14 protein-coding genes and 1 pseudogene are annotated in these 12354 nt (G+C 64.7%); 8 read left to right on the forward strand and 7 right to left on the reverse strand.

Annotated features, from left to right (window positions below):
* Positions 1–102 precede the first annotated feature (102 nt).
* From folE to AB8841_RS23015, 4 genes are all read left to right on the forward strand, one after another.
* On the forward strand, positions 103–738 hold the full coding sequence (folE, locus tag AB8841_RS23000; RefSeq protein WP_370438088.1) for a GTP cyclohydrolase I FolE: 636 nt from the start codon (positions 103–105) through the stop codon (positions 736–738).
* 33 nt (positions 739–771) lie between these two features.
* A complete protein-coding gene (gene hisI / locus AB8841_RS23005) occupies positions 772–1188 on the forward strand; it encodes a phosphoribosyl-AMP cyclohydrolase (protein WP_370438089.1) in 417 nt (138 codons plus the stop codon).
* Between the two features lie 140 nt (positions 1189–1328).
* Complete coding sequence (locus AB8841_RS23010; RefSeq protein ID WP_370438090.1) at positions 1329–2504, forward strand: MFS transporter; 1176 nt, start codon at positions 1329–1331, stop codon at positions 2502–2504.
* A gap of 74 nt (positions 2505–2578) precedes the next feature.
* Complete coding sequence (locus AB8841_RS23015; protein WP_370438091.1) at positions 2579–3586, forward strand: patatin-like phospholipase family protein; 1008 nt, start codon at positions 2579–2581, stop codon at positions 3584–3586.
* Here the strand turns inward: AB8841_RS23015 and AB8841_RS23020 are convergent, their stop codons facing one another.
* Together AB8841_RS23020 and AB8841_RS23025 are read right to left on the reverse strand one after the other, a co-directional pair.
* Positions 3587–4018: a CBS domain-containing protein gene (locus AB8841_RS23020; protein WP_370438092.1), complete on the reverse strand. Its 432-nt coding sequence runs from the start codon at positions 4016–4018 to the stop codon at positions 3587–3589.
* A gap of 129 nt (positions 4019–4147) precedes the next feature.
* Complete coding sequence (locus AB8841_RS23025; RefSeq protein ID WP_370438093.1) at positions 4148–4966, reverse strand: rhomboid family intramembrane serine protease; 819 nt, start codon at positions 4964–4966, stop codon at positions 4148–4150.
* Positions 4967–5476: 510 nt separating this feature from the next.
* On the opposite strand from AB8841_RS23025, the gene AB8841_RS23030 reads away from it, so the two are divergent.
* Positions 5477–6160: a transglutaminase-like cysteine peptidase gene (locus AB8841_RS23030; protein WP_370438094.1), complete on the forward strand. Its 684-nt coding sequence runs from the start codon at positions 5477–5479 to the stop codon at positions 6158–6160.
* Between the two features lie 321 nt (positions 6161–6481).
* On the opposite strand, the pseudogene AB8841_RS23035 reads toward AB8841_RS23030, so the two are convergent.
* The 3 genes and pseudogenes from AB8841_RS23035 to cysE all read right to left on the reverse strand — a co-directional run.
* A pseudogene (locus AB8841_RS23035) lies at positions 6482–7021 on the reverse strand (gamma carbonic anhydrase family protein); the annotation flags it as partial.
* Positions 7022–7065: 44 nt separating this feature from the next.
* The gene (locus AB8841_RS23040) at positions 7066–7278 is read right to left on the reverse strand and encodes a DUF3126 family protein (RefSeq protein ID WP_027315475.1); all 213 of its coding nucleotides are present in this window, start codon (positions 7276–7278) and stop codon (positions 7066–7068) included.
* A 96-nt stretch (positions 7279–7374) separates the two neighbouring features.
* On the reverse strand, positions 7375–8211 hold the full coding sequence (cysE, locus tag AB8841_RS23045; protein WP_370438095.1) for a serine O-acetyltransferase: 837 nt from the start codon (positions 8209–8211) through the stop codon (positions 7375–7377).
* Positions 8212–8289: 78 nt separating this feature from the next.
* On the opposite strand from cysE, the gene AB8841_RS23050 reads away from it, so the two are divergent.
* Positions 8290–9090: an enoyl-CoA hydratase gene (locus AB8841_RS23050; protein WP_370438096.1), complete on the forward strand. Its 801-nt coding sequence runs from the start codon at positions 8290–8292 to the stop codon at positions 9088–9090.
* 3 nt (positions 9091–9093) lie between these two features.
* Here AB8841_RS23050 and AB8841_RS23055 read toward each other — a convergent pair whose 3' ends face one another.
* Positions 9094–9579: a class I SAM-dependent methyltransferase gene (locus AB8841_RS23055; RefSeq protein WP_370438097.1), complete on the reverse strand. Its 486-nt coding sequence runs from the start codon at positions 9577–9579 to the stop codon at positions 9094–9096.
* A gap of 130 nt (positions 9580–9709) precedes the next feature.
* Entirely contained in the window at positions 9710–10474 is a 765-nt protein-coding gene (locus AB8841_RS23060; protein ID WP_370438098.1) for an alpha/beta fold hydrolase, read from the reverse strand.
* Between the two features lie 376 nt (positions 10475–10850).
* Between AB8841_RS23060 and AB8841_RS23065 the strand changes: the two genes are divergently transcribed.
* The gene (locus AB8841_RS23065) at positions 10851–11114 is read left to right on the forward strand and encodes a zinc-finger domain-containing protein (RefSeq protein ID WP_370438099.1); all 264 of its coding nucleotides are present in this window, start codon (positions 10851–10853) and stop codon (positions 11112–11114) included.
* A gap of 1 nt (position 11115) precedes the next feature.
* The gene (locus AB8841_RS23070) at positions 11116–12303 is read left to right on the forward strand and encodes an FAD-dependent oxidoreductase (protein WP_370438100.1); all 1188 of its coding nucleotides are present in this window, start codon (positions 11116–11118) and stop codon (positions 12301–12303) included.
* Positions 12304–12354 lie beyond the last annotated feature (51 nt).

Raw genomic sequence — 12354 nt, forward strand, 5'->3', positions numbered from 1 at the left:
CGCGATAGGGCTGCGTGTTGGCTCCAGGACGGAAGACGGAAATGGAAACGCCGGAAGCACACCTCGCTTCCATAAAGTTCTAGAGTGAGAAAGAGGCTCCACGTGAGTGATGTGGTTAAGTCCTTGTCCCCGCGCCTGAATCCAGTCGCCGACAAGCCCAAGGAACGGCCTACCCGCGAAGAGGCCGAAGCGGCTGTTCGCACCCTGATCCGCTGGGCCGGGGACGATCCGCAGCGGGAGGGCCTCCTCGAGACCCCCAAACGCGTCGCGAAGGCATTCAAGGAATTCTACGCGGGCTACGACGACGATCCCAAGGATGTTCTGAACAAGATCTTTGCCGAGGTCGAAGGCTACGACGATATCGTTCTCGTGCGCGACATCCCCTTCTACTCGCATTGCGAGCACCACATGGTGCCGTTCTACGGCATGGCGCACATCGCCTATTATCCCACAAAGGGTGTGGTCGGCCTGTCCAAGCTCGCGCGCCTCGTCGAGGTCTATGCCCGTCGCCTCCAGACCCAGGAGACCATGACGTCGCAGATCGCGACCGCCATGGAGCAGGCCCTCGAACCGCGTGGCGTGGCCGTGATGATCGAGGCCGAGCATATGTGCATGTCCATGCGCGGGGTGCAGAAGGCCGGGGCCATGACGCTCACGACGCAGTTCACGGGCGCCTTCAAGGACGATCCCGCGGAGCAGGTCCGCTTCCTCACGCTCGTGCGGCACGGTAAGGCTTGAGGCAATCTCCTCAGCCCTAAAGAGACTTTTGCCATGTGCGCGTCCTCACCCAGCTCGTTCCCGGCTCCAGGCCCGAAGGCCGACCTCGAGGAGGGAGCCGCCCTCACGCCCCGCTTCAACGCGGACGGGCTCGTCACCTGCGTCACGACGGATGCGGAGACGGGAGAACTGCTGATGGTCGCGCACATGAACGCAGAGGCGCTCGCCAGGACCCTCGGGACCGGCGAGGCCTGGTACTGGTCGCGCTCGCGCGGCGAGCTCTGGCACAAGGGCGCCACCAGCGGGCAGGTTCAGACCGTGGTCGAGATGCGGGTCGATTGCGACCAGGACGCCCTCTGGCTCAAGGTGCAGGTCGCGGGCGACGGCGGCTGCTGTCATACCGGCCGCCACTCCTGCTTCTACCGCAAGGTGGAAACGGCGGACGGGAAACCCGTGCTGGTTCGGGCCTAGCGCATCGTGCGAAAAAGTGGATTCCACTTTGGATCCGATGCGCCAGGCACCCAGCCATAGGCCAGCCCTGCAGGATTGAAGGCCTCGCCCAAGGCTTTCGGCGGGTTTCAAATCACCCGATACCCGCTAAAAGCCCAGGAATGACACGACGCGAACTCATTCCAGCCCGCGCGGCCGCCAGCGCTGCCTTCTTCGGTAACGGTTTCGGCATTGGCATCTGGGCGGCGCAGCTGCCCCGGTTCAAGGCGGCGCTCGGCCTGTCGGACGGACAGCTCAGCCTCGGCCTGCTCGCCTTCTCCATCGGGGCGGTCGCCCTCATGCCCATCGTCGGTTGGGCCGTCACGATCGTCGGGAGCCGGGCTGCGACCCTCGCGTCGGCCTTCGCGTTCACGCTCACCCTCCTGCTGATCGGACTGGCGCCCTCGCTTCCCCTCTTCATTGCCGCCGCTCTCCTGGCCGGAGGCTGCAACGGCACCATGGATATTTCCATGAACACCAACGCCACGGTGGTCGAAAAGGCCTGGGGATCGGCGATCATGTCCTCGTTCCATGCCTTTTTCAGCCTCGGCGGCTTGGCGGGGGCGGCCATTTCGGGGCTTCTGATCGCGCTCGGCCTCTCGATCTCCGGAACATTGCTCGTCGCCTGCCTCGGCATGGCCGCGCTCTTCGCCGCCACGGCCTTCGGAATGATGAGCGAGGCGAAACCGACGCACGGTGGCGAAGGCCACGGCTTCGCCCTGCCACGGGGGCCCGTCGTCCTCGTCGCCGTGCTGGCCATGTTCTGCTTCGTCGTCGAGGGCGCGATGGTCGATTGGACCGCCATCTACCTTCAGACCGTCACGGGCGCGGACCTTCAGGCCGCAGTGACGGGTTTCGCAGCCTTCTCCCTGACGATGACCATATGCCGCTTCCTCGGGGATGCCGTGGTGCGCGCCCTGGGTCGCACGCGAACGGTGCAGCTCGGCGGCCTGCTCGCCGCCGCCGGCCTGTCCCTCGCGATCCTGGTGCCGCAGCCGGTCCCGGCCACGGTCGGGTTCGCCCTGGTGGGCTTCGGCCTCGCCAATGTCGTGCCGGTGCTCTTCAGCACCGCCGCGCAGATGGAAGGAATCCCGCCGAGCGTGGGCGTGGCGATGGTCGCCACGCTCGGCTATGGCGGCTATCTCACGGGTCCACCGCTCATCGGCTTCGGCGGCGACCTGTTCGGACTGCGCGCTATGCTGGGCGTTCTGATCGTCTTTTCCATCACCATCATCATCTTGTCGCAGCGGGCCCTGCGCCCTTCGGCTGTTCAGTTTTCGGCAACGCGACCTAAGTGAAACTTAAGGGCAGCATTCATGCGCTTTTCACGAGCTCGGCGCATGATCGGGCAAAGCGGCCTTGGAGTTGAGCGATGTTGTGGGATGGAATAGCCCGGCGTAACGCCGGTGGGGGCAGCGGGAGCGACGTGGAGGTCAGGCCGCCCGTGGAGCGTATGCCGCGCACCAAGGTCAGGATCGGCCTGGCTCTCGGGGGCGGCGCAGCCAGGGGCTGGTCCCATATCGGTGTGCTGCGGGCTCTCGACGACGCCGGAATCGTTCCGGACGTGATCGCCGGATGCTCCATCGGGGCGGTCGTCGGCGGCTGCTACGCGGCCGGCAAGCTCGACGAGCTCGAGGCTTTCGCCCTGTCTCTCACGAAGCGACGCGTCATGGGGCTGCTCGATTTCCATTTCAGCGGAGCGGGCCTGATCGCGGGCGGGCGCCTGCAGCGCCTCCTGGACCAGGACCTCACCGACCGGCGCGTCGAGACGCTGCCGATCCGGTTCTGCACCATCGCCACCGAACTCACGAGCGGGCACGAGATCTGGCTGACTCGGGGACCGCTCGTCCAGGCCATGCGGGCCTCCTACGCCCTTCCCGGCGTGTTCGACCCCGTCCTCGTGGGCGGCCGGTGGCTCATGGACGGAGCCCTGGTGAACCCGATCCCCATCACGGCGGCGCGCGCCCTCGGGGCGGATCTCGTGATCTGCGTGAACCTCAACGGCGAAGTGCGCGTCCGGGGAACGGTGATCCAGTCCTACGATGCGGATACGAGCGACGAGAAGGAGATCGAAGAGGTCATCGAGGAGGCGCCGCGCAGATGGGCCCTCTTCTCGGGAACGCGCGCGGACCGGTCCCGGAAGCCCAACGCGCCGGGCATGGCGACCGTCATGGTCGATGCCTTCAACATCACCCAGGACCGGATCGCGCGCTCGCGCCTCGCGGGCGACCCGCCGGACGTCATGATCGCGCCGAAGCTCGCCAAGATGGGCCTGTTCGAGTTCCACCGCGCGCAGGAATGCATCGGTCTCGGACGGCAGGCCACCGAGCGCGCCCTGCCGGATATCCTGGAGCTCATCCAGGAATCGCAAGGCGCCTGATCAGGCGGTCGCGATGTATTCCTTGATCGCCTGACTTTCCGCCTCGACCGCCTCGACGTGCTGCTTCACCACGTCTCCGATGGAGATGATGCCGACAAGCTGCCCGCCCTCGACGACGGGCACATGCCGGAATTTCTGCTGCGTCATCAGCTCCATCAGCTCGTTGACGGAGTGCAGGCACGTGCAGGTCACGACCTCTCCGGTCATGAAGCGCGACACGGGTTCGTCGAGAGCCCGCGCGCCCTGCGCGGCGATCGCGCGGACGATATCGCGCTCCGAGAGAATGCCGGAAACGGGCTGCCGGCCGTCCACCACCACGACAGCGCCGATCCTCCGCTCGGAGAGAAGCCGCGCCGCTTCGCCCAAGGAGCGGTCCGCTTCGATGGAGACGACATTGCGTCCTTTCAGCAAAAGGATCTGATCGACATTCATGCTTTTCCTCCCGTTACGCGGAGGCAAGGACCATCGGCCCTCGCGACCGCCAAGCTGGCGGGAAAGCCTCCCAGGCTGGAGACATGCCCGCCATCAGCCAAAAGGATGATTGGGCGGAAAAGGGCGCTTTCAAGCCGAAAGACGATTTCGGCGCGCCGGCAGCGGGTCGAGCCATGGAAAAACGACAAGGCCCACCAGGAAGCCACCCACATGAGCCTCCCAGGCGATGGTGCCCTCTCCGATCCCGATCGGCTGAGCAAAGGCGAACAGGTAATTGGTGGCGAACCACACGCCGAGAAAGATCAGGAAGGACCGGTTGCGGATGAGGTCGGCCAGACCCTGGCGGGGTCTCTCGTGCGGTTCGGAGAGCCGCCCCTCCCACAGCCATGCCGCCGGCGCGAACATGAACCACGAAGCGGCCGCCATGAGGCCGGACACCGCCCCCGAGGCGCCGATCAGCGGAAAGACCTGCATCGGGTTCATCGCCGCGTAGAGCACGGCCCCGCCAACCGCCGCCAGCGCCGAGAGCAGGTAGAACCGGCCGGCCCCGCATCGCCGGGCGATGGGCGTGCCGAAAGCCGCGAGCCAGATGCTGTTGATGAGCACATGGGCCCAGGACCCGTGGAGCAGCGTATAGGTCAGCGCGGTCCAGGGACGTCCCTCGCTGTCGCCGAGGACGTATTGGGCGTAAGCCGCGATCGGCCCCATGGCATCCGCCGGGGCGCCGTCCTGCAGCATCCGGACGATCTCCTGGCCCTCCACCCCGCCATAGGCGACGGCCCAGCGGGCGGGTATCACGGCCCAGTCGATCACCACCTGAAAATCGGTCTCCTCCGAAAGGAGGAACATGCGCAAGGCATGGATCGCCACGAGAGCGACAATGCTGGCGGTCACGACCGACGGAAGGTTGAAAATCGGCTCGCGCGCACGGGGCTGAGGCAGGGGCATGGACAACTTTTTCTTGAGCTGGCAGCATGAAGGAATCGGGGCAGTCAGCCGCGGTGACGTTTCACGTACAGCATCGGACGTGAAATCGAACCCACATCCGATGCTTTGACAGTTTGGTTTTGAGCATCTTTCCACGCAAAACCGGTTCCCACTTCCCGCGTTCGATGCTCTAAGCCTTCTATGTGGCCTGCAGCGCAAGCAAAACCAAGCGCTTAGCGCATCGTGCGGAAAAGTGGTCCCGGTTTTTCGCAAGAACGATGCGCTCTCTCCAAGAAGGGAGCATCGGATGGATCCCGGAAGTGGATCCCACTTCCCGCGTCCGGTGCCCGAGCTCGACGCTACGCTCCGTTGAGGAAGCTTTTCCTCTTGCCGCCCGGCACTCCACTTTTTTGTTAACCATGAAGGAACCGTTTTAGGGCGCGACGCGTTAACTCACCTTTTACTTTCTGCTTGAGCCCGTAATCCAACCATGTCAGTTTGGTTAAAAGAACATTAACCGGCTGGTGGGGCATGCGGCAGGCTTCTTTCAAAAACGGCTTTTTCAACGGTCTGACCGGGACGTTTTCCGTCTCACGCACTGTCATCACAGCAGCTTTCGTCTCGACCCTCCTGACCTTCGCAGGACAGGCAGCCCAGGCTCAGACCCTTGCGTCCCTTCCCACCTCGAGCAACCCGCTCGTGAGCATGGGCTCGGCAAAGCCCCTTCAGGCCTGGACGAAGTTCTGCGACAGCAATCCCACCGAATGCGCCGTCGATGTGGCGGAGCCGGAAGTGATCGAGCTGACCCCGCAGATCTGGAAGACCATCGTTTCGGTCAACCAGCGCGTGAACTCCACGATCCAGGCCGTCACGGATGCGGATCACTGGGGCGTCGTGGACGTCTGGGATTTCGCCGAGGACGGCCGCGGCGACTGCGAAGACTTCCAGCTTCTGAAGCGCCGCATTCTCGCCGAGAGCGGCCTGCCCCGCCGCGCCATGCGCATGACCGTCGTGATCGACGAGCTCGGCGAAGGCCATGCGGTGCTGCTGGTACGCACCAATCGCGGCGATTACGTGCTCGACAACAAGACGTCGTCGGTCCTCCCATGGACCCGCACCGGCTACGTGTACATCAAGCGCGAGAGCCAATATCAGGTGGGCTGGGTCTCGCTGGGCGGCATCGCCACCTCGCCGACCACGACCGCGAACCGCTAAAACGAAGCCGGCGCCTAGAGCATCGTGCGAAGAAGTGGGAACCGGTTCTTCGCGAAAAGCGATGCTTCGCCAAAGAGAAAGAGCAAGCATTCTGATCCCGGCAGAATGCAATTTGCTCTAGGGCGCCGGTCCGTATCGTCCAAATCAATCGGAGGCGGGTCAGTCGATCCGCCTCATTCCTTTTGAAAAGCGTTTCCAGTTCGCGACATAAATCTGCGCCGACCAGCGCAGTGTCTCGATCATGTCCTCGTCGAGCACACGGACCACCCTGGCCGGGGCGCCGACGATGAGGGAATTGTCCGGAAATGCCTTGCCTTCCGTCACGAGCGAATTGGCGCCCACGAGGCAGTTCCTGCCGATCCGCGCATAATTGAGCACCGTGGCCCCCATGCCGATCAGGGAATTCTCCCCGATGGTGCAGCCATGCAGGATCGCGCCGTGGCCGATGGTGCAGCCGGAACCGACGCTGAGCGGCGCCCCCATGTCCGTATGGAGCACGGCCCTTTCCTGGATGTTGCTGCCTTCGCCGATGTCGATCAATTCGTTGTCGCCGCGCAGAACGGCCCCGAACCAGATGCCCACATCGGGCCCCAGCCGCACCTTGCCGATCACATGGGCATCCGGGGCGACCCAGAGCCTGCCCTCTTCGGGAAGAATGGGCGCAACATCGTCGAGGCTGTAGATCGGCATCGCTGGTTCCGGACATGAAAGCGGCAGAACCTGCGAGAGCTCTGCCGTGAGGAGTACCCTAGCGCATCGTGCGGACCCAGAGGGCCGCGCTCGCGAAAAGTGGATCCGGTATTCGCTGACGCGGCCCTTCGGGTCCGCTTGCAACGACGCGCCACTGAAGGCGTGGAGCATCGGATTGGATCCCAAAAGTGGGTCCACTTTTCACGTCCGATGCTCTAGTCTTCGAGATCCGTATCGAGGATCGCCATCGTGAAGTTGAACGAGCGGTCCCCGTCCTCGTCGTCGACGAAGAGCACGCCGACGAATTCCTCACCGATGTAAACTTCCGCCGAGTCGGTCTTCTTCGGGCGACCGACCACCCGGATCGAGTGGTTCGCAAAGGTCTGGCGCAGGTAGCGCTCGACTTTCGCCATCTCCGTTTTGTCCACTACAGGTCCTTTCTGAATATGTCCGGCCTCAGCCATTGCCATGCCGTGGCAACGCGAGCAAGCGGGGTTGGGTCCGTGCTCCCCCTTTTCTCCCCGTCAGATCCCGTCAGCTTCCGAGATCAGATGATCCATGGCCCGGGCGGGCTCGTCGCATCCGGCCGTTCCGACCACCTTGGCCGGAACGCCGGCGACGGTCGCGTTGTGCGGCACCGGCTTGAGAACCACGGAACCCGCGGCGATTCTCGCGCAATGGCCGACCTCGATATTGCCCAGGATCTTGGCTCCGGCTCCGATCAGCACGCCGTGCCGGATCTTCGGATGGCGGTCGCCGCGCTCCTTGCCGGTGCCGCCGAGGGTCACGTCCTGGAGCATCGAGACGTTGTCCTCGATAACGGCGGTCGCGCCGACGACGAGGCCGGTGGCGTGATCGAGGAAGATGCCGCGCCCGATCCGGGCCGCCGGATGGATGTCCGTCTGGAACGTGTCGGAGGACCGGCTCTGGAGATAGAGCGCCAGATCCTGCCGCCCGCGGTTCCACAGCCAATGGGCGAGGCGATGTGTCTGAATGGCGTGGAAGCCCTTGAAATAGAGCACGGGCTCGATGGCCCGGGTCACGACGGGGTCGCGATCAAGCACGGCGCTGATGTCGGCGCGGAAACCCTGGCCAATGCCTTTGTCCTGCTCCACGGCCTCGAGAAACACCTGTTCGATGATATCGGCCGGCAAGGCCGCATGGCCGAGGCGCGAGGCGACGCGATGGATCACCGCCGCTTCCAGGCTCGGCTGATGCAGGACGGCGCTCAGCACGAATCCCGCCAGGACGGGCTCGCTCTGGACGATCGCCTCGGCCTCGGAACGGAGGCGGCTCCAGATCGGGTCGACCTTGCCGGCGAGGAAATCCGGGCCCCCGGACTTCAAGCGGGTCTGTGTCATGATAATCTCCTGCCGGCTCGCCCTTTCAAAGGGCATACATAAGAAGTCCCCGCCCCTTACCATAGATCCCGGGATGCCATGAACGCCTCTTTTTCGCCTAGCAGCTCCAAGCTCCATGCATCCGTCGACGGTCCCGTTGCGACGCTCTCGGTCGACAATCCGGCGAAGCACAACGCCCTCGATCTCGGCATGTGGCAGGCCCTGCCGGGCCTTATCGCGGATCTGGAGCGGGACAAGCGCGTGCGCGTGATCATCCTGCGCGGGGGTGGAAAAGGCTCCTTTGCCTCGGGCGCCGATATCGCGGAATTCGAGACCGTGCGGGCGGATGCCGAAGGCGGGCGGCGTTATGAGGCCGACAACGAGGCGGCCTTCTGGGCCGTGGCCCATTGCGCGAAGCCGGTGATCGCCATGATCCGGCGCTTCTGCCTCGGGGGCGGGTTCGGGCTCGCTCTCTCCTGCGATCTGCGCATCGCCTCCGAGAACGCCACATTCGGCGTGCCCGCCGCACGGCTCGGCATCGGCTATCCCCCGGGAGCCGTGAAGCTGGTGACGGCCGCAGTCGGCGCACCGGCAGCCAAGGACCTGTTCTATACGGCGCGCCGCATCGGGGCCGAAGAAGCGCAACGCCTCGGCATCGTTCAGAGAATCGTGCCCGACGGCGCGCTGGAGGAGACCGCGCTTGCGCTTGCGCACGACATTGCGGCCAATGCGCCCCTGACGATCCGCGCCGCGAAGGCCGCCATCGACGCAGCCGTGGGCCTTGCGCATCCCGACATCGATCCGGCCGGGCTCGCCGATCGTTGCTTCGACAGCGCGGACGCCGTGGAAGGACGCAAAGCCTTTCTCGAGAAACGCAGGCCCGTCTTCACCGGGCGGTGAGTTTCAGCGCCGGCAGACGAAGTAGCGGCCTTCTGCGATGCCGGTCCGGGACGAGATGTCCGTGCATGAGGGAAGGTCGAAGGCGCGGTCCGCGAGGAGTAGGCCACCCGGCTGGAGAAGCGTTTCGATAAGCGGCGACAGGCGTTTCGCAAGGCTTCTGTTGGCCTCTTCGTCGCCGGTTCCGATGTCGCTGTGAATCAGCGCGGCGGAGCCTGCCCCGAAGCGCTCCGTGAACAGGGGCAGGGTCTCGAAGATGTTGCCGACGATCAGGTGCCCGTCCGGAGGAATGCAATCGGGATGGGCGGCGGGCGAACGCTCGAACACGTAGATCTCGCGCCCGGGCAGACGGGTCCGCAAGTGATCGTATGTGCGTCCGTTGCCGAGGCCGAGTTCGAGCACGAGCCCCTGCGCGGAAATTTCGCGTGCGGCCCAGTCCAACAGATCGCGCTGTGCCGTCAGGCGCCTGATCACGCTATCGAGTCTTGTCATCCATGCCTCCTGCCGGAGCGAACATGGAGGAAGCGGACGCGAAATCAACGAAACAGGTCGCCGATTCACGACGGCGCATCGGGCGCCGGAGGTTTGACATCCGGCCCTCTCGATCGGGAGAGCGCAGCACTCAGGGACGTTTGGCGAGAAATTCCAGTACGCCCTGCTTGTGAACCTTGTCGCCGACCGCAAGATTGTGGTCGCGCCCGGGGATGTCGAGCGCGATTGCGTTCGGCATCAGCTTCACGAGTTCCGGACCCGACCCCGCGACGTCGTCATTGGTGCCGACCGCGACGAGCGTCGGCAACGAGATCGAGGCCACCTCCTCTTTCGTCAGGGCCTGACGGGATCCGCGAATGCAGGCGGCAAGCGCCTTCAGGTCGCTTCCGGTCTGTTCCGCGAAGGCACGGAACATGCGCTGCATGGGATCGGTCAACTCGTCGAGCGAGCGCACTTCCATGGCATCGGCGATGCCGAGCGGAAGACCGACGCCCTCGACGAGATGGATGCCAAGCCCTCCGAGAATCGCGGAACGCATGCGCCCGGGAGACGCCAGCGCCATATGGGCCGTAATGCGCGCGCCCATGGAATAGCCCATCACGTCCGCGCGCTCGATGCCGAGATGATCGAGCAGGCGGCATCCATCCTCCGCCATGCGATAGGAGTGATAGCTTTCTGGATCGTAGAGCTTCTCGCTCTCGCCATGTCCGCGATTGTCGAGCGCGATCACGCGGTAGCCCTCGCGCGTCAGCGTCTTCACCCACAAGGTGTTGACCCAGTTCACGGCATGGTTCGAGGCGAAGCCGTGAATGAGCAGAACCGGCTCGCCTTGGCCCTCATGAGGAGGAACGTCGATATAGGCGATGCTCACGCCGTCGGAATTGAAATAGCGCATGGACAGACCGGAAAGCTGGGATCGGTTGCGGCGCAACCTAGCGCATCGCGCGAAAAAGTGGACCCGGTTTTTCGCAAGAGCGATACGCTCTTTCCAAGAAGGGAGCATCGGATGGAACCCCAAGTGGGCAAGTCCACTTCCCGCGCCCGATGCTCTCAGCACCCGCCCTCTCCAATAGGGTCGCCTTGGAACATCCGGTGACGCCCCCCACCTTGGCCGGACCTTTCGGGCCCCCTTATCCCAGCGCAGGCATGACGGTGAGGGGCCTGGCCTCCAGGCCTGGGGCGGCAGGCGGAACAAGGGTTATTTTTGCTCTAGGCGCATGGCCGTTCGGCCATTATGGTGCGCGAAAATTTCACCGTTTCAGGCAAGGGCAATGGCTGACAAAGGCACACCCCATTTTCACAACGATCCGGGCGTTCCCGTCATTCATGTGGGCTCCAAGGAGTTCATGTGCATCGGAGCCACGCCGCCGTTCGATCATCCCCATATCTTCATCGACATGGGTTACGATACCGAGACGATCTGCTCCTATTGCTCGACCCTGTTCAAGTACGACCCGTCCCTGAAGGCCGACGAGGCCCGCCCGGCCGAATGCGTCTGGGAGCCGGATTTCGCAACCGATCCGTCTTCACGTTAAGGTGCCCCACCTCTCCATCGCCATCGTCGGCGCGGGAATCGGCGGCCTGACGGCCGCCTTGAGCTTCGCCCGCCAGGGCCATTCGGTGACGCTGATCGAGCGCCGCACGGGGTTCAGCGAGGTCGGCGCGGGGCTTCAGCTCTCGCCCAATGCCAGCCGGATCCTGATCAAGCTGGGGCTCGCCCCTGCCCTGCGCCGGGTCGCCACGGTGCCCGAGCGCGTGGTCGTGCGCGGCATTTCGTCCGGTCAGCCCATCGGAGAGGTTGCCCTCGGCGCCTATGTGCTGCAGCGCTACGGCGCTCCCTATTGGGTCATTCACCGGGCCGATCTGCAGACGATCCTGCTCGACGCCGTACGGTCGGAATCCTCGATCCGCATCATGACCGGGCGGAAGGTCGAGGAGGTCCGGGACGGCCCAGAAGGCGTGGAACTCGCCTGGACCTCCTCCAACGGGACGCGGGAGACGCTGAGGGCGGATGCCGTGATCGGCGCGGACGGGATCTGGTCCAAGGTCCGCCAGGTCATCGGCGATAGAGCCCTTCCGACGTTCCACGGCTATGTGGCCTGGCGCGCGACCTTCGAGCGCAAGCTCGCTCCGCCGGAGCTGGCCCGCAATGAGACCGGCCTTTGGCTCGGCGCCAAGGGCCATGTCGTTCACTACCCGATCTTCAGCGGCAACCTGATCAACGTGGTTGCCATCGAGAGAGCCCGGGACCCTGTCGAGGGCTGGGCCGCCCCGGGACGTCCGGACGAACTGCTCTCTCACTATACCAGGGCGGCTCCCGCCCTGCGCGAGCTTCTAGGCAGGCCGCAGGAATGGCTGCGCTGGTCCCTGTTCCGGCATCCCATCAAGCGTCTGGCGCAGGGCCGCATGGCCCTGATCGGCGACGCCGCTCACCCGGTTCTGCCGTTTCTGGCGCAGGGCGCGGCGCTCGCCATCGAGGACGCGGCGACGCTCTCGGCCGTCCTGGCCCGTCATCCTGGAGACATCCCTCAGGCCATGTCCGCCTATGAGAGCCAGCGTCTCGAGCGGGTAAGCCGCATTCAGGCCGAAGGCCGCCGGAACGGACGAATCTATCATTCCGGCGCCCTCGTCGCATTCGGCCGGGACAAGATCATGCAATTGATCGGACCCGAGAGCATGTCGAACCGCTACGACTGGATCTACGGCTTCCGCACACCCGAATGAGCTTTCGTGACATGCAGCGGACTTGCGCTGCAGGCCCGAGACCGATAACCC

It is taken from the genome of Microvirga sp. TS319, assembly GCF_041276405.1.
Taxonomy (GTDB): domain Bacteria; phylum Pseudomonadota; class Alphaproteobacteria; order Rhizobiales; family Beijerinckiaceae; genus Microvirga.